This window comes from Amycolatopsis ponsaeliensis (assembly GCF_030182635.1).
GTDB classification, from domain to species: Bacteria; Actinomycetota; Actinomycetes; order Mycobacteriales; family Pseudonocardiaceae; genus Amycolatopsis; species Amycolatopsis ponsaeliensis.
In genome coordinates this window covers 97,376-114,644 of sequence record NZ_JAPZLD010000019.1, presented here as the reverse complement: position 1 = coordinate 114,644, position 17,269 = coordinate 97,376, and the positions used below count along the sequence as shown (strand labels likewise).

Sequence of the window (17,269 nt, the reverse complement as noted above, 5' to 3'; positions counted from 1 at the left end):
CCGGGGGCCTTTCTGGCGCCCGGCCACACTTTCGGGTGACACCTCGAACGGATGTTCGGGAAATTGTCGGTGGTCCCGGGTTTCATGAACGCGTGACCACAACACCACGCACCGTGCACACGGTGACCACCAAGATCCTCAAGCCGGTCCGGCCCGCCGTCGCCGGCAGTTCCACGGCCGCGGACCTGATCGAATCGCTCCCGGGTTTCGCGGGCAGCGGCGGCGTCTGCGGCGTGGCCGTCGCGGTGTTCGGCGAGCCGTGGACATCGGCGTTCTTCGACGACCGGACGCGGTTCGGCGTCGCCGGCGAGGGGGTGCGCCTGTCCGGGCCTTCGCCGGATTCGGTCGCGGAGCTCCTCACCCTGGCGCTGACGCGGCTGCCACCGCATCCGCCGGCGCCGGGCGAGGGGCTGTACCTCGACGCCGACGAGCGCGGAGTGCTCGAGCCCGAGCAGGAGTGCCTGATCTTCGACCTGATGGACGACCTGTGCCGACCGCGGCTCGGCACCGTCCAGTTCGACATCGCGCGCGACGGCGCGCGGGGGCCTTGGGAGATGCTGGCGTTCGTCGACGACGACCGTGGCCGGCACCTCGCGGCGCTGGGCAGACGCCGGGGCGGTCACCGCCGGTTCTGGTGGCTGCCCGGCAGTGTGGAGAGGCTCGCGGAGTTCGTCGAAGGGCGGGTGCCGGAGCATGCCTGAGCCGCTCGCCGACCGCTCACCGAACGATGTCACCCAGTCGAACATATGTGCGAGAAATTGTCGGTGCCAGGGTGTTCAATCTAGGGGTGAACACTTCAGTCGCCGTCTTCGACGTCATCGACGAGGTCATCGCCCCGCTGTCGGCCGAGGTGCCGGAGCGGCCCTCGGTGATGGAGTTCTACGACCCCGAGTTCGAGATCCCGCCGGTGCTGGTGGACACCGAACCGCTGCCGGGCCGTCGCTCCTCGCCCGCGCGCACTCTCGCCGACGAGGTGGAGCAGTACACCCGGTTCGTCGCCGGGATGGCCGCGATCGGCCTCGCCCCGGGTGGCGAGGTCACGCCGGAAGCCGTCGGGCTGTACCGGGCGCTGCGGGGTGGCTTCATCCGCGGCGTCGTCACGGGCGTCTTCCCGGCCCGGCGGGAGCCGTGGGAGGTGCGGTTCTTCGGCGACGAGGACTACACGACGGTGCTGCACAAGCTGGGCAACCGCGCGCGCCTGCGGTCGGGCTTCCTGAGTGAGCTGCCGGGCTGGGTGTTCGACGGCCTGCCCGACCGGCCGCCGGGCCCCGGGCAGCAGGTGCGCATCGAAACCGACGAGGGCGGGCTGATCCCGCGCCGGTGCGAGCGGGCGGTCGAGCTGATCCGCGAGTGCGCGGCCCGGCCGCGGCTGGGCACGGTGCTGGTCGACCTCGCGGTGCGCAACGCGATCCTGGCCGAGTACCCGCACGGCGCGTTCGGGCTGGTGGACAACGACCTGGGCCGCTACCAGTTCAGCGCCGCGGTCGGCCGGACCGGGCGCTGGACGGTCACGTGGGGTCCAGCCTCGCGGAGCACGGCTGAGCAGTGGATCGTCGAGGCGGTGCAGAGCCATGCCTGAGCACGCGGCGGTGCGAACGACGGACGGTGAGGGAGTGGACCGCGTGGTTGAGGCAGCCCCGAGGGACCTGACGGTCCGCGAGGCAATCCTCGCGGCGGCAGAGCTGATCAGTGATGTGCCGATCCCGCGGAGCCCGACGGCTGGCGAGGGTGAGGCCGGGCGGAGGCCCGGAGGGGCGGTGCGAAGCCATGGCTGAACGCACGGCGGCCCGTGAGCTGCTCGAACTGGCCGCAGGCCCGGTGCTGGCGGCGATGCCGGACCGCGAGCCGGTCGACCGGCTCTACAACCCGGAGGTCAGCGACCACGACATCCTGGTGCACGGACCGGTCTCCGACGACCCCGCCGACCTGGTGGCGGAGGTCGAGCGGCACACGGCGTGGGCCGCCTGGATCGACGGCACCCCGTTCGGCGTGGACGGCGAGCTCAACGAGGTCGGCTTCGAGGTGGTGTCGCTGATGCTGCGCGGTTCGGTCCGGGCGGCATTGTGCGGCGTGTTCGACGAAGGCCCGGAGACGGCGGACATCCGCTGCTACGCGGACGGCGAACGGGCCTTCATGATGGGCTCGCTGCCCGGCCGTACGGCGATCCACCTGGCCGACTTCGAGGAGCTGCCGGAGATGTTGGTGGCGGAGCTGCCGGAGGCCCCGTTCGGCGCTTCGCCCCGCGCGATCTGGCTGTCGGTGGACGACGACGGCCTGGTCCACGACGGCCAGGACGCCGACGTGGGCGCGATGCGGGAGCTGCTGGGCCGCCCACGCTCGGGCACGGCGGTGCTGGACATGCTGGCCTTCGGCGGCTTGTGCGCGGAGTTCCCGGACCACGGGTTCGTCCTGGTGGACACGGACCTGGGCCGCTTCGCCCTGGCCGCGCTCGACCGCGGCGACGGCCGCCGCCAGCTGGTCTTGAGCCCCTTCAGCCGCGGCATGCTCCGCGATTGGTGCCGAAAGATGGTCGACCTGGGACAGGAGGAGACGCCCTGAGAAGAGAAGCGCGGAGGCGTGGGTCTCGCTGACCAGACCGCCGGCCGGTGGCGCGGTCGCGGAGGATGCCGCCCGTGGGTCCGAGCCCCTCGGGCAGGCGCGCCGGCGGTCGTCGCGCTCGAAACGCTCAGTCACCACCCTCGCCGGCACCGATGCTCCAACCAGCCGCCGCGGACCCGCCAACCGGCGCATCCGGCCTCCTTGGCGCCTCCAGGCAAACCCGTCCCCGACCCGATCGCGAACCGGCAAACTGGTCACCGGAGGCCGGCCCCTGGCCAACCCCGCCCGACGACCCCTGTGACCCGACTCACTACGATCCGTCACCATTGGCGGTCGACCGGACCACCGGCGGGCTGGACACTGCAGGGGGTTCGGGCACGGGCTTGCGCTGCGTGACCGACCCTCCATTACAGACAGAGCCATTGGGCGGATGCGTTATCCGCCATCGTCGCTACCCTGGAAAGGCGAGGACATTCAGTAGTGAGGTGGTCACCATGAGCGCGAACGGTGAGGCTCCCTTCTTCAATGCCCCCGAGCTCACTCAGCGCGACGGCACATTGTCCGAAGCCCCCGGCGAAATGTTCGCCGACCCGGTCTCGGGACTCGTCACGGCGGCGCCCGAGCCACGCACCGCGGTCGCCAATGGCCACGAGCCCGCCGCCTTCCCGGTGGCCGGGCCCGTGCAGCACGACGAGGAAGCCGTGCGTCGGATGGTCGAGGAGACCCTCCGGGAGGAGAACTCCGGCACCCCGGCGGCGATCCCGCCGGCCGGCACCACGAGCAACGTCGGCGAAGCCCCGGCTCCGCCCATGGGGCTCCTTCCGCGCCAGCGGAACCGGCGGCGTACGTGGCCGAGCCGGCCGCCGATGCTGAAGCGGCCCGTGCGGCAGCAGGCACCCGTCGAGGACGACTTCGACGAAGACCTCGAAGTGGTGCCCGTCAAGCGGCGGCGGCTGCCGTCGATGTCGATGCCGGCCCTCAACCGGCCGTCGTCGAGCGCGGCCGGAGTCATGCTCGCCGTGGCGTTGCTGATCGTGTTCGGTTTCGTCGCCATCGAGCTGGTGTCCAGCCTGGTCAGCAGCGTGACCGGACTGTTCGACTAGCTTTCGCTCGCTGTTCCCCACCCCACCGGCACCTCGGGGCCGTCCGCGAGGCAAGGTCCGATCGGGCTACCCTGGCTTCACGGTCGGGCGACCTCACGAGGGCGTCCGGCACCGCGGTGACTAGTGGGGTGGGCGTATCAGCGAGGGCGTGCGAGCGGTACCCGGGGCCGACCCGGGTGGGTCGTCGGGCGCCGAGGCGTCCACGATCAGCCGGGTCCGGCGGGTACTGGCGATCAAACCGTTCCGGCGCCTCTGGGGCGTCACGTACCTGTGCAGCGTGGCCGACTGGCTGAACATCCTCGCCCTCACCGGCCTGGCCACGAAGCTGACGAACAACTACTTCGCCCAGAACTTCGCGTTCGTCGGCGTCGTGCTGACCGGCCTGGCACCGGGGCTGTTGTTCGCCCCGGTCGGCGGGCTGCTCGCGGACCGGTTCGACCGCCGCAAGGTCATGGTGGTCGCCGACCTGCTGCGTTGCGGTTTCCTGCTGTCCATCGCCCTCATCAGCGCGCCCTGGTGGTTGCTCGTCGGCAACTTCCTGGTCGGCAGCGCGGCGAGCATGTGGATCCCGTCCAAGGAAGCGGCGGTCCCGAACTTGCTCCGTCGGCCCGACCAGGTCGAGACGGCCAACCAGCTCGGCATGGTGATGACCTACGGCCTCGCCGTCATCACCGCGGCCGGCGCGAACGCGATCATCACCGGCGTCAACACGACCTTCCACCTCTTCCCCGGCGAGAGCGCGAGCCTCAGCATCGCGAAGCTGGTCGTCATCATCACCGGCCTGCTCTACCTGGCCAGCGCGATCCTCATCGCCACCCGGATCCCCGAGCTTTCGCTGCGCAACGTCCACGCGCTGCCGGAGCAGAAGGTCAAGCAGGCCGACGAGGAGAAGCTCGGCATCGGCGCGATGATCGCCGACGGCTTCCGGTTCATCCGCAGCACGCCGCTCGTGCGCGGCCTGCTGGTGGGCGCGTTCGGCGCGTTCGCCGCGGGCGGTGCGGTGATCGGCTCCGCCAAGCCCTACTCCTCGAGCCTGCTGGCCGGTGACTCGGCGTTCAGCCTCCTGGTGCTGGCCATCTTCCTCGGCCTGGCCTCCGGGATGGCCTTCGCGCCCAAGCTTTCCCGGCGGCTCCCGCACGACCGGCTGTTCGGCGTCTCCATCATCGCGGCCGGGCTCTCTCTCGCGCTGGTCGCGTTGTCGCCACACCTGTCGGTCTCGCTGATCACCGTGGTCCTGGTGGGGTTCTGGGCCGGGACGGCGTTCCTCACCGGCGTCACGATCATCGGCTCCCGCGTCGAAGACGCCATCCGGGGCCGGATCAACGCGATCTACCAGCTGATGATGAAGCTCGTCCTGTTCGGCACCACGGTCACCGTCCCGGTCCTGGTCGGTGTCGTGGCGCCGCACACCATCAACGTCTGGGGCAGCCCGGTCACGATCGACGGCACCCGGCCGATCATGCTCGTCGGCGCCGCGCTCGCCCTGATCGCCGGCTTCTTCGCCTACCGGCAGATGGACGACAAGCGCACCGAGCCGATCCTGTCCGACCTGCGCAACGCCCTGCGCCGCACACCGAGGCGCGTCAACGGCTTCCTCATCGCCGTCGAAGGCACCACCGCGATCAACACCGCGATCCAGGCCGTCAACCTGGCCGACTGGATGCGCGGCGGCACCCGGCCCGTCGTGGTCGCCGCCGATCCGGCGCTCGACGACAAGCGGCTCACCGCGCTCGTCTCCGGCGCTTCGCTGACCGGCGCGCGGGCCCAGGCGCTGGCCGCCGCGGCGGTGCGGGCCGACATCGTCGAGCGGCACGTGCAGCCGGCGCTCGACGCCGGTTCGGTCGTGGTGATGGAACGGTTCGTCGACTCGCCGCTGGCGCACCTCTCGGCCGTCGCCGGCTTGGACAGCGACGAGCTCGAAGGCCTCGCCGACTGGGCGACCGGGCGGCTGCGGCCGGATCTGACCGTCCTGCTGGACTCCGCCCCGCACGCCGCGCCGCGCGACCGGTCGACCGCGATGAACGACCAGTGGCGCGTTCAGCACCTGCTCACCGAGATGGCCGCGGCCGACCCGGAACGGTACGTCGTGATCGACGCCGACGGCACCGACACCGAGGTCGCCATGCGCATCCGCACCGCGCTGCGCGCCGTGTTCGTCGGCCGGTTGTCCGCACTGGCCCCGATGGCCGACGCGCCGACGAACGGAAACCCGGCGACCATCGACGGCCCGGCGACGGACCGGCCGTCGACCCTGCCGCTCGACATCGACGACCCTCTGCCCGTCGAGGCACCGGAAGAGCCTCGCGTGGAGGCGAAGTGACGACGACCGAACGCATCGGCGTCTGGAACCAGCTGGTCGGCCAGGAGCCCGCGGTCGAAACGCTGAGCTCGGCCGCGGCGGCCGCCGCGAAGATCGTCGCCGGTGAGCCCGCGCCGCCCGGCGCGATGACGCACGCCTGGCTGCTCACCGGCCCGCCCGGGTCCGGCCGGTCGGTGGCCGCGCGGACGTTCGCCGCCGCCCTGCAGTGCAGCACCGGAACCGGCTGCGACGCCTGCCCGGGCTGCCACACGGTGATGGCGGGCACCCACGCCGACGTCCGGCTCGTGGTCCCGGAAGGCCTGTCCATCTCGGTCGCTGAGATGCGTGCCCTGGTGCAGGCGGCCGCGCGTCGCCCGACGACCGGCCACTGGCAAGTCGTCGTCATCGAGGACGCCGACCGGCTCACCGAAGGCGCGTCGAACGCGCTGCTGAAGGCCGTCGAAGAGCCGCCGGAGCGTACGGTCTTCCTGCTCTGCGCGCCGTCGGACCACCCCGACGACGTCTCGGTGACGATCCGTTCGCGTTGCCGCCTGGTGACGCTGCGGACGCCGCCGCCCGAGGCGATCGCGGACGTCCTGGTGCGCCGCGACCACGTCGACCCGGAGCGCGCGCAGTGGGCGGCTTCGGTGTGCGGCGGCCACGTCGGCCGCGCGCGGCGGCTCGCCACCGACGAGGCCGCGCGGCAGCGCCGTGCCACCGTGCTGCGCATCCCGACGGGCCTGCGCCGGCCCGGTGACGTGTTCACCTGCGCCGACCAGCTGATCAGCGCGGCGGAGGCCGACGCGGGCGAGGCGAGCAAGGGCCGCGACGAGGACGAGCGCAACGAACTGCGCACGGCGATGGGCGGCGACGGCGTCGGCAAGGGCGTCGCCGGAGCGAAGCGGGCCGCCGAAGCAGCGGTGAAGCAGCTAGAGAAGAAGCAGAAGTCCCGCGCGACGCGCACCCAGCGCGACACGCTCGACCTCTCGCTGATCGACCTCGCCGGCTTCTACCGCGACGTCCTGGTGACGACGACCCGCTCCGGCGCGACGCTGAACCACCCCGACCACGCCGACCAGATCGCCGAAGCGGCTTCGGCGTGGACGCCGGAATCGACGCTTCGCCGTCTCGAAGCGGTGCTGGAATGCCGCGAGGCGATCGACCTGAACGTCAAGCCGCGCATCGCCGTCGAGGCGATGGTCACGACGCTTCGCCAGGGCTGAGCGCAAAGAAACCCGTCAGGAGCCGAAGCTCCTGACGGGTTCTTCACTGCCCCCGGGGCTGCCTCAGGTCACTCGCGCGGGCGCGGTGACGGCTTGAACGGCTTCTCCTCGACCGCCACGGCCAGCGGACGACGTCGCGTGCCCGGCATCGCGGCCACCATGACCGCGCCGAGCAGCAGCATCGCGGTGCCCGTCCAGAACAGCGGCACCGTGTCGTACGCGCCGCCGGTGTAGGCGAGGTTCTTCACCGGCCCCTTCGGTGCCTGACCACCCGCGGGCGGCGTCGACGTCGTCCCGCAGATCACGCCGCCGGTCGGCGCGTAAGCCCGCGCGACCTGCTCGCCGAGCGACAGCTGCGCCAGCGACGACGGCAGGTTCTTCGCCTGGTCGGCGGGCAGCAGGCTCTTCAGCTTGGTCGTGGGCAGCAGCTGCAGGTCGAACAGCCGCGCCGACGCACCCAGCTGGAAGCCCTTGAACGGCGTCGTCATCTGCGCTGACTTCTGGTCCAGCCCGGCGATGCTCAGCCGCAGGACACCGAGGTCCAGCACGGTCCCCGCGGTGTTGCCGACCTGCTGGATGCCCTTGGTGAGCGTCGAAACCAGGCCACCGACCACCGGGATGTCGTTGAGCTGCCCGAACTGGTCGCTCAGCCCGGTCAGCGGCAGCCCGATCGGGATGTCCTTGGTCGGGTGCGCCGCGTCCAGCGTGTACAGCGTCTTGCCGGCCGCCTCGATGGTCAGCACCGGCGCGGTGTAGTCCACTTTGGACGTCTTCGCGTCGCCGGTGGAGGTCACCTTCAGCGTCGGCTGGCTGGCCACCTTGATGCTCAGCGCCAGCGGCGTCCCCTTGAGGATCTCGATGTCCGCGGCCTGCAGCGTCGACGTCGACTGCACGGCCTTGTTCTTCGAGCCCGGGACGTCGACCAGCTTCACCTGCGAACGCGACGAGAGCGTGTTCGGCAGGCTCAGCAGCGAGCCGGTGCCGTTAGCCGCCGTCTGGCCGCCGCCCTGCAGCAGCCCGCCGAGGCTCTGCAGGCCCTTGGTCAGGTCGAAGCCCTTCGCGAGCGTGCTCGGGTCCAGGGCGAGCTTGTCGAGGCCCAGGTTCGGCATCGACGGGATGACGTTCAGCAGCGACAGGCTCGCCACCGACGTGCTCGCGTCCGCGATGGTGTCGACGCACGGCCCGAGCGTCGGGCTCCACCGCGCGTGCGCGCTCCCGTTCAGCAGGCCGATGTTCAGCAGCGGGTTCGGCGGCGCGTTCAGCCCACCGCTGATCGGCTGCGGGTTGTCCGGCAAGGCGGTCTGCACGACACTGCCCGGCGTCTGCGGCGCGTTCCCGCCGACCGACAGCCCGAACGGCGACGCCTGCGCGACGGCCTTCTCGTAGCTCAGGTAGGCATCGGAGTTCGCCGACGCGCTCGAGAGGCCCATCCCGGCCTCGAGCGCGGACTGCTTCGGCAGCGTCTCCCCGAACCCGGGCAGGATCGTGCTCGTCGTGACGGCATTCGGCAGCAGCCGGATGATGCCGAGCGCGGTCCCGGCATCCCCGACGGCCTGCCCCAGCGGCTGCGGCCCGATCGGCGCCGAAATGGGCGCCTGCCCGGAACTGGCCGGCTGCGGAATCGGCGTAGTCGGATAGGTCGGATCGGCGTTCGCCGGCGCCGCGCTGAGCAGGAGCAACGCCGCAGCCGCCGGCAGCGCCGCCGAACGGGGCAGTCTTCGCCGCATGTGCCAGAGCCTCCAGATAGGTCGATCGGGGGATGAGACCGACGTCATAGGGCCCTAACGACAGTCCCCCCGGAAAGTGACGGTGACAGCCTCCGCTACACTTGTCCCCGTCGCCAGCGCGAGCCGGAGACATGCCGCCTTAGCTCAGTCGGCCAGAGCGATTCACTCGTAATGAATAGGTCAGGGGTTCGATTCCCCTAGGCGGCTCCGCAGGTCAGGCCCCATCCGAGACACCTCGGATGGGGCCTGCTTCGTCCGGTGGGTGACTAAGTGGGTGACTAAGACGCTTGGTCGATGGGTGAAGAAAGTTCCGGAGGTTCACCCGTCGCGGGGAAAGCTTGTCGATCGCGTCCGGCACCAGGAGGGGTGTAGCACGCTGCAGCGGTTGAACGACTCTGTGGTCATGGACATTGAGTTGGGGGACGCAGTCGCCGCCCTGCGGGATGAGTTGCTGGACGCCGCCGATCGCGCCACGACCGCTGAGGTCGAGTTCGCGGTGGGGCCGATCGAGTTGGAATTCGCTGTCGAACTGCGCATGGACGCAAAGGTCAAGACGGGGTTCAAGGCCTGGGTGGTGTCAACTGACGCTGAAGCTGGCGCCTCTCGCACGACAAAGCACAAGGTCACCGTGACGTTGACTCCGCGCGCGCCCGGCGGCGGAGACATGATCGTGTCGAACAAGGCTCCCAGCGGGGACGGACCTGGTGACGTGACTGGACATATCGGCCGGTAACACCCGCTGATCAGAGGGAGGGACGCTCGCAGTGGAGCGGGAGCGGGTTGTAGCTGTGAACGGCCCCGGGGGTCGAGGGTCGGGCTATGTCATCGCCCCGCGGCTCGTGCTGACTTCGGCACACGTCATCATCAACACGCAGGCGTCCTTAACAGTGTTCCGGCCCGGCCGTTCCGGCAACTTCACAGCCCGACCGGTGTGGTGCGGGACTCCGGAGGGCCGTGACGACGCCGCGCTCGTGCTCATCGACGACCCGACGTGGACTCCTTTGCCTGACGTCCCCTTGGCGTGGGGACGCACCGTCACTCACCAACCGGGTACCGCCTGCCAGACGTGGGGTCTGCCGCAGCTCGTGCAACGCGAAGGCCGTGCACCTGACATCGGCCAGGTAACGGGCACGCTCAATCCGGGCAGCAGGCTTGTCGCTGACCTGTATGAGCTGAACTTGGACTCGTTCCCGCCCGAGGGTGATTCGCCATGGGCGGGCATGTCCGGTGCGGCGGTATTCTGCGGTGATCTGCTCGCCGGCGTGGTCGCGGTCGACCCCGCCGGACGGCAACATGCGGCATTGGAAGCGGTGCCTGCCTACGTCCTGCTCAACGACACGACATTCGCCGAAGTGGTGACCGAGTACGCGAGTGAGGACGCGCTGCGATGCGAGGCGATCGAACTCCAGTCTTTGTCCGACTCCAGAAGTCATGTGACACCAGGCGAGCCGATCCGCTCGCCTGCGGCGTTGTTGACGGCGCACCGTGCGGTGGTGCCGTTCCGCGGCCGAGAAGACCTTCTGGTTGAACTGCATGCCTGGGCGGCGCAGTCGGGCGTGGGGGTGTGGTTGCTGCACGGTCCGGGCGGTCAGGGCAAGACTCGGCTGGCGCATGAGTTCGCCACCCGGCTGCACCACGGGGAGCAGGCTTGGGCGACGGTATGGCTGGACCCTGCGGCCGACGCCGCGAGCATGGGGGTGCTGGCAGCGGTGTCGTCGGCGACGCTGGTGGTCGTCGACTATGCGGAGAATCGCGCCGACCAGGTCGCAGCCCTGTTCACCGTCCTTGCACGGACCGGTTCGACCGTGGCCGTGAAGGTGCTGTTACTCACTCGGAACGCGGGTGCGTGGTGGGACGAGCTGGCTGCGACCGGCGGCGACATGGTTCGCGACATCGCAGACTTGACCTGGCCCCGGTCGCTGCCGGTATTGGATGCGACGCCGCAGGGTCGCGATCTGACGTACCGTGCGGCGGTATCCGCGTTCGCGACTGCGTTGTGTGCCGTACCGGGGCTGTCCGATCGGCCGTGGGCTGCGGTCGCAGCAGCGTTGCCCGAGCCGACCAGTACCGCCTCGACGGTGCTGGCGGTTCAGATGAGCGCGCTGGCCGATCTGCTGGACGCGGCGGCCTCTGGCACGTGCGCAGTCGACGTCGTGGTGGCGCCACCCTTATCGGGCCCAGAAGATCGCGTACTGGCGCACGAACGCGGGTACTGGAAGTCCACCGCGACCGCCCAAGGGCTGTTGCCGGGGTTGACCCTAGCGACGTTGACCGATGTCGTGATCACGGCTGCGGTGCTCGGGCCGGCTACCGCCGAGGACCTCGGCGCGGTGGTCGCGCGCGTGCCGGGGATGGCCGACCAGTCAACGGATCGGCGGGAGGCGGTTCGGGCGTGGCTGATGAGCGTGTATCCCGCCGGTGATGATGGCGCCTTCGAAGGGCTGGTGCCGGACCGGCTGGCCGAGAGGCTGGTCGGTCGTTCGATCCTGCAAGCTGGGCGCACGTGCGTTGTGCGTCAACTGGCACCTCAGGCCAGTAACGACGAGGCTGTGCGGCTGCTGACCGTGTGCATACGAGCGGCCGCACACGCCGTGCTTGGCCCGGGGGTTGGCGACTGGGTGACACGGTGGTGTGTCGAGCAGGCCGGCACACTCGCAGTGGCCGCGGTCGACGTAGCGACCCGAGTCGAGGCGCCATTGCCGCTTGTACGGGCGATCGAACAGATCGCTGCCGCCGGCATGGTGGATACGGCGCTGCTGGAACGCGTGCAGGATGCGTTCCCCTTGCAGAGTCAGGTTCACAGCGAAGCCGCAGCAAAGATCGGCCAATTACTGGTCGACCGTCGGCGGCAGTCCCTCGCCGAGGACCCTGGCCAGGATGGCTCGCGCCTCGCTCTAAGTCTGAATAACCTCGCAATCTGCCTAGCGAGTCTAGGACGGGAAGAGGAGGGATTGGCGGCTATCACGGAGGCTGTCGAGATCCGCCGTCGGCTGGCTGGGGAGAGTCCGGACGCGTTCCTGCCTGATCTGGCCATTGGCCTGAACAACCTCGCGATCTGTCTGGGGGATCTGGGGCGGCGGGAGGAGGGGTTGGCGGCTGCCATGGAGGCTGTCGAGATCCGCCGTCGGCTGGCTGGGGAGAGTCCGGACGCGTTCCTGCCTAATCTGGCCACGAGCCTGAACAACCTCGCGATCCGTCTGGGGAATCTGGGGCGGCGGGAGGAGGGGTTGGCGGCTATCACGGAGGCTGTCGAGATCCGCCGTCGGCTGGCTGGGGAGAGTCCGGACGCGTTCCTGCCTGATCTGGCCACGAGCCTAAATAACCTCGCAAATCGTCTGGGAGGTCTGGGGCGGCGGGAGGAGGGGTTGGCAGCTGCCATGGAGGCTGTCACGGTCTACCGTCGGCTGGCTGGGGAGAGTCCGGATGCATTCGTGCCCGATGTCGCTACGAGTTTGAATAACCTGGCGAATCGTCTGATGAGTCTTGGGCGGCGGGAGGAGGGGTTGGCGGCTATCACGGAGGCTGTCGAGATCCGCCGTCGGCTGGCTGGGCAGCGTCCGGATGCGTTCCTGTCCCATCTGGCCGCGAGTTTGAATAACCTTGCGGTCTGTCTTGGGGGGTTGGGGCGGTGGGAGGAGGGGTTGGCGGCTGTCACGGAGGCTGTCGAGATCCGCCGTCGGCTGGCTGGGCAGCGTCCGGATGCGTTCCTTCCCGACCTCGCTATGAGCCTGAATAACCTTGCGATCAGTCTGGGGGATCTGGGACGGGAAGAGGAGGGGTTGGCGGCTGTCACAGAGGCTGTCACGGTCTACCGTGAGTTGGCCGAGCAGCGTCCGGATGCGTTCCTTCCCGACCTTGCCACGAGCCTGAACAACCTCGCGATCCGTCTGATGAGTCTGGAGCTGCGAGAGCAGGGGTTGGCGGCTGTCACAGAGGCTGTCGAGATCTACCGTGAGTTGGCCAAACAGCGCCCGGATGCGTTCATTCCCGATCTGGCCACGAGTTTGAATAACCTTGCGGTCTGTCTTGGGGGGTTGGGGCGGTGGGAGGAGGGGTTGGCGGCTATCACGGAGGCAGTCGCGATCCGCCGTCGGCTGGCTGGGCAGCGTCCGGATGTGTTCCTGCCTGATCTGGCCACCAGCCTGAGTAACCTCGCGATCCGTCTGGGGGATCTGGGGCGGCGGGAGGAGGGGTTGGTGGCGATTAGGGAGGCTATCGAGACCCGCGGCCGGCTGGCCGAACAGCAACCGGCCACATATCTCAGCAAACTTGATCAGTCGCGCCGTATTCTGGCGTGGCTGACTAATGAACAAGCCACCGCGCCCTACGAAGAGACGGACACTGGGCCTTAAGTACACGATTCCACGGGCGGTCCGCAGGTCATGCCCCACCCGAGATACCTCGGGCGGGGCATGACTCTTCTCGTGAGGTGGCTAAGACGCCTGGTCGGTGGGCGGCAAAAGTTCCGGAGGCTTACCCGTTACAGGGAAAAGCCGGTCCATTGCAGTCGCGCCGGACTCGACCACCGGCCGGATCTGCTTTCGGTAGACCAGCTCCGTCACGGCGGTGCTGCTATGCCCGACCAGCCGCGAGATCTCCTCGATCGGCATACCGCCGTCCGAGAGGATCGACACGAAGCTGTGCCGCAGTTCCCGGGGCGTCCACTGTGTCGGGTTGAGCCCAGCTGCCTTGATTACCCGGCGGAAGTCTCGTCGGACGTTGTTCACGTCCCGCTCGGTGCCTACGTTGGTTGCGAACACGAGCCCGTGTTCACGCCAGTCGTCGCCCGCGACCGTCTTTACCGCCTGCTGGGCCACTCGGTGCGCCTCCAGCGCCTTGACGGCTCGCTCAGGCAGTGCCATTGTGCGCCGGGACTTCTTCGTCTTCGTCTCACCGCGGGCACGAACCGAACGCCACACCTTCACGTTTGGCGGGATCGCCGGCGTCACTTCCGGCTTGCCCACGAGGTCAACGTGGTCCCACGTGAGGGGGCGCATCTCCTCGGTCCGCGCGCCGGTCAGCAGTGATACCACAATGTAGGCCCGCATCGGTGACGACTCTGCGGCCGTGAGCACCGCTTCCGCCTGAGAGAGCGTGAGCGCCTTCGATGGCCGCCCGGCTCCCTTGCCGGCTGGCAACTCATCGCACAGCAGCACCACGTTGTACCGGACCCGCTTGCGCACCTGAGCGCGGTTGATCGCTCGTCGGAGGATCGAGCGCAGGTTGCGCAAGGTCGAGGTCACCAGCACTTCAGCCTTGTCCGCCAGCCAGTCTTCGACGTCGTCGACTTCGAGCTTTACCAGTGGGCGAGCACCGATCGCAGGCACGATGTGGTTGTTGACCAAGGACCGGACGGCTTTCACGGTGCTGGGGTCCCGCTCGCCGCGTTCGTAGTTCACCAGCCAGTCGTTCACCGCCTGCTCGACCGTGTAGCCGGTCGACGCGTTGGCCGCGCCTTCCTCGACGTCGCGAATCAGCTCCTTTAGCTTGTCCTTGGCTTCGGTTTTGGTCTTGCCGCTCGCCTTACGGACGATCCGCTTCCCGTTCGGCCGGTAGCCGGTCGTCAGCTCGGCGATCCAGCGCTGACGACTCTCCGACCAGTAGAGCCCGCCGTCTCCACGACTACGCCGACTCGCCATAGCCGACCTCCGCTTCCTTCATAAGCAACTCGACGTACTGCTGGATCGCAACGGCCGGCACGAGCCGGGCGCGTCCCTGCTTGACCGAGCGCAGGCGTCCCGAGCGGAGCTGTTCGTAGATGACCGAGCGGCTCATCGACAGCAGGCGCATGGCTTCGGTGATCCGGTAGAGGTGCCGTTCAGGCACGGCGACCGGCATGGGTACGGCGTTCATCGATCCCCCTCGTGGTCGTGATCCGGCTTGGCGGCCGCGACGTCCGCGACGTCCGCGACCGGGCTGGTCAGCACGGGTGCGAGCGGCTGTTGGGTGCCGCGACCGTCCGCGACTCGGGTTGCGGAGGTCGCGGACGAGCCCGGCGTGTCCGCGGCGCCGGATGTGGCGGTCACCTGCGGGGTCGCGTTGGTCGCGGAGGTCGCGCCCGTTTCGGGCGGCGGGAGGTAGCGGCTCCAGGCGTCGGCCAGGCCACCGTCGCCGTCGATCCGGTAGCCCTTGAGGGTCTTGCCGCTGACCTTGAGGTCTTTCGGCCGGACCAGGTAGCGGTCGAGCTCCTTCGCCAGCCGGCGACTGTCGAGCGGCTTGCCCTGGACGTCGGTCCAGGGGCCGTCTTCGATGGCGTGTAGTTCGCGGATCAGCTCGGCGGTGACCATCCGGTCGGTGTTCTCGACCGTGAAGATCTGCCGGATGTCCGCCAGCAGCCGCACGCCGATCGAGGCCGGTTGCGCGGTCACTTCGAGCACGAAGTGACGGCACGCCCGACGAGCGGTCTCCGGCCAGTGCCCGCCGGCCGCGTCCGCGATCGCGAGCAGCGGACGCCAGATCTCCGCAGCACGGTCGCGCACGCCGTCCGGGCGTTCCGGCCGTGCGCGGCTCACCTCGTCGCCGACGCGACCGACCCATTCCGCCAGCTCGGCGCGCACCGGCGCCGACTCGCGCTCGACGTCTTCTTCGATGAACTCCTCGACTACTTCGTCGAACCGGCGCTTGCGCATGTGCACGGTGATCGCCCGGGTGGTGATCGTGTCCGGCATGCCGCCGGCGATCCCGGCGAGCGCGACCGGTGCGTAGACCGGGAAGCGGGTCACGTTCATGCTCTTGGCGTCGCCGACGCACCGCGTCACGGTCGCCGAGCGCTTGTAGCCCGCGTTGAGCAGTGCGCGGAGGTCCTCGTTGTTCCCGCCGGTCTTGGGGTTGAAGACCGCGTCGATCTCGTCGAACAGCAGGGTCATCGGCCCGTCGGCGAGCATGCGGAAGATCGCGGCCGGGGTGATGCTGATCGTCATCTCGGGCTTGGCGACGAGGTACTGTGCGACTTCCAGCACGCGCGTCTTGCCGCTCCCCGGTTCCGCCGAGTCGAGGATCAGGCGCGGGGTGACGTATAGCCGCTCGGCGACGTGGGTGTGGGCGTACCAGAGTGCCAGCGTCGGCGCGGCGTGCTCGTTGGCGAAGGCGGAGAAACGCGACACGAACGTCACGACCGCATCGAGGACCTCATGACCCGGCTTCGCGAAGGCACCAGTCGGGGCCGGTCCGAGCCACGTCAGCGGCATGACTGGCGCGACCTCGGGCAGCTCGCTCGGGTGGGCGCCGCCGTCCTCGGCCGGCTTCGTCGCGGTGTGGCGTCCGCGCCATACGCGCTGGCAGTTCTCCGAGCAGAAGTCGCCGGACGGCGAGTCGCCGCGCGGTCGGCCGCATTGCTGGCAGGTCGGTGCCGGCTCGTCAGGAATCACGAAGTCGATCACGGACAAGGTGTCGTCGAATCCGGACATCAGGCGGCCACCTCCAGGCGTGCGGTTGGTTCGTCGTCGCCTCCGGCTTCGCGGTAGCGCCGCCACAGGTCGTCGAGCCGCTCGGTGTCGTCGAGCTGGTGGCGGAGGACATCGGTCGGCGATTCGTCCTCGACGGTCTGCACCAAGCGAGCCGCGTGCTCCCGAACAGCGCGGCGGTACGCGTTCTTCAGCACGACGGCCTTCAGCCAGGCGCCGTAGTACGGCGGCGGCAGGATCGGGCCGTCGGTGTAGATCTCGACGATCCAGAGGCCGAGGCTGTGCAGGCGGTGCGCGCCGCCGGACCGCGGTTCGGTTGCCGTCCGCTCGCGGGCGTGATCCATCACGGCCATCGGGGTCGGTGCGTGGCCCGCGCCGGTCAGCTCGATGACCAGCTGGAGGATGTGGGCGGCGATCGGCGAGCCGAAGTCGTCGGCGCGCATGCCGGCGAGCAATCGGCGGGCCCCGGTCAGCCGGACCTGCATCACGCAGCTCAGGAACTGACGCTCGGGGTCGAGCAATGTGGTCTTCATGGGGTGGCCTTTCGGTTGAGCTGCGCGTCAGCGGCTGTTGTCGCGGCGGTCGCGGTCGCGGAGATCGCGGTACGACCGGCGAGCGCGGAGGCAGGAGTTGTAGGCGCGGCGGCCGGCGCGGAGCGTGCGGCCGGTGCCGCTGCACCGGTGGCAGAGCCGGATCGCGCGGAGCAACGGCGAGCGGAAAGCACCGAAGCCCCGGCAGGAACGGCACGGCTTGTACGGGTAGACCGCGCACGACCACGAGTAGCCGAGAGTGACAATCGCAAGAAGAATCAGGAGCAGGACAGTCGGGTTGCTGAGGGGGTTCAACGGAGCCTCCGGGGCTGTTTTTGGCCGCAGTCGGCCCGCGCCTCTAGGTGCTAGGGCGCCGATCAGCGGTGTTGTGGTGGTCTAGGGAGGGCTCTAGGTCTAGAGGGACG

Annotated in this window: 13 protein-coding genes and 1 tRNA gene; 9 read left to right on the top strand and 5 right to left on the bottom strand. The window is 69.4% G+C overall.

The window, feature by feature from the left end; translation table 11 throughout:
• Nucleotides 1–92: 92 nt before the first annotated feature.
• The 6 genes from QQ657_RS27285 to QQ657_RS27260 all read left to right on the top strand — a co-directional run bounded on the left by QQ657_RS27285 (nt 93) and on the right by QQ657_RS27260 (nt 7,184).
• On the top strand, nt 93–701 hold the full coding sequence (locus tag QQ657_RS27285) for a hypothetical protein (RefSeq protein ID WP_284745107.1): 609 nt from the start codon (nt 93–95) through the stop codon (nt 699–701).
• An 86-nt stretch (nt 702–787) separates the two neighbouring features.
• Nucleotides 788–1,579, top strand: coding sequence for an ESX secretion-associated protein EspG (locus QQ657_RS27280; RefSeq protein ID WP_284745106.1), 792 nt, complete (start codon nt 788–790; stop codon nt 1,577–1,579).
• A gap of 188 nt (nt 1,580–1,767) precedes the next feature.
• Nucleotides 1,768–2,559 (top strand): hypothetical protein, encoded by a 792-nt coding sequence (locus tag QQ657_RS27275; RefSeq protein WP_284745105.1) that lies wholly within the window; start codon nt 1,768–1,770, stop codon nt 2,557–2,559.
• A gap of 494 nt (nt 2,560–3,053) precedes the next feature.
• Nucleotides 3,054–3,662 carry a hypothetical protein gene (locus QQ657_RS27270; RefSeq protein ID WP_284745104.1) on the top strand — a complete coding sequence of 203 codons (609 nt, stop codon included), beginning with the start codon at nt 3,054–3,056 and terminating at the stop codon, nt 3,660–3,662.
• Between the two features lie 148 nt (nt 3,663–3,810).
• Nucleotides 3,811–5,982 (top strand): bifunctional MFS transporter/dTMP kinase, encoded by a 2,172-nt coding sequence (locus tag QQ657_RS27265; RefSeq protein ID WP_284745103.1) that lies wholly within the window; start codon nt 3,811–3,813, stop codon nt 5,980–5,982.
• The gene (locus QQ657_RS27260) at nt 5,979–7,184 is read left to right on the top strand and encodes a DNA polymerase III subunit delta' (protein ID WP_284745102.1); all 1,206 of its coding nucleotides are present in this window, start codon (nt 5,979–5,981) and stop codon (nt 7,182–7,184) included. The genes QQ657_RS27265 and QQ657_RS27260 overlap by 4 nt, the downstream gene beginning before the upstream one ends.
• A gap of 68 nt (nt 7,185–7,252) precedes the next feature.
• Here QQ657_RS27260 and QQ657_RS27255 read toward each other — a convergent pair whose 3' ends face one another.
• Nucleotides 7,253–8,911 carry a hypothetical protein gene (locus QQ657_RS27255; RefSeq protein ID WP_284745101.1) on the bottom strand — a complete coding sequence of 553 codons (1,659 nt, stop codon included), beginning with the start codon at nt 8,909–8,911 and terminating at the stop codon, nt 7,253–7,255.
• Nucleotides 8,912–9,044: 133 nt separating this feature from the next.
• Between QQ657_RS27255 and QQ657_RS27250 the strand changes: the two genes are divergently transcribed.
• The 3 genes from QQ657_RS27250 to QQ657_RS27240 all read left to right on the top strand — a co-directional run bounded on the left by QQ657_RS27250 (nt 9,045) and on the right by QQ657_RS27240 (nt 13,263).
• Nucleotides 9,045–9,118, top strand: a tRNA-Thr gene (locus tag QQ657_RS27250).
• Nucleotides 9,119–9,314: 196 nt separating this feature from the next.
• Nucleotides 9,315–9,644: a trypco2 family protein gene (locus QQ657_RS27245; RefSeq protein WP_284745100.1), complete on the top strand. Its 330-nt coding sequence runs from the start codon at nt 9,315–9,317 to the stop codon at nt 9,642–9,644.
• Nucleotides 9,645–9,675: 31 nt separating this feature from the next.
• Complete coding sequence (locus QQ657_RS27240; RefSeq protein WP_284745099.1) at nt 9,676–13,263, top strand: tetratricopeptide repeat protein; 3,588 nt, start codon at nt 9,676–9,678, stop codon at nt 13,261–13,263.
• Nucleotides 13,264–13,344: 81 nt separating this feature from the next.
• On the opposite strand, the gene QQ657_RS27235 is transcribed toward QQ657_RS27240, so the two are convergent.
• Genes QQ657_RS27235 through QQ657_RS27220 form a run of 4 tightly spaced genes read right to left on the bottom strand, consistent with a single transcriptional unit; the run spans nt 13,345 to nt 16,847 of the window.
• The gene (locus QQ657_RS27235; RefSeq protein ID WP_284745098.1) at nt 13,345–14,550 is read right to left on the bottom strand and encodes a site-specific integrase; all 1,206 of its coding nucleotides are present in this window, start codon (nt 14,548–14,550) and stop codon (nt 13,345–13,347) included.
• On the bottom strand, nt 14,534–14,764 hold the full coding sequence (locus tag QQ657_RS27230; protein WP_233223602.1) for a helix-turn-helix domain-containing protein: 231 nt from the start codon (nt 14,762–14,764) through the stop codon (nt 14,534–14,536). Before QQ657_RS27230 ends, QQ657_RS27235 begins: the two co-directional genes overlap by 17 nt.
• Nucleotides 14,761–16,317, bottom strand: a complete 1,557-nt coding sequence (locus QQ657_RS27225) for a DUF3631 domain-containing protein (protein ID WP_284745097.1) — start codon at nt 16,315–16,317, stop codon at nt 14,761–14,763. Before QQ657_RS27225 ends, QQ657_RS27230 begins: the two co-directional genes overlap by 4 nt.
• Nucleotides 16,317–16,847: a hypothetical protein gene (locus QQ657_RS27220; RefSeq protein WP_284745096.1), complete on the bottom strand. Its 531-nt coding sequence runs from the start codon at nt 16,845–16,847 to the stop codon at nt 16,317–16,319. The genes QQ657_RS27225 and QQ657_RS27220 overlap by 1 nt, the downstream gene beginning before the upstream one ends.
• Nucleotides 16,848–17,269 lie beyond the last annotated feature (422 nt).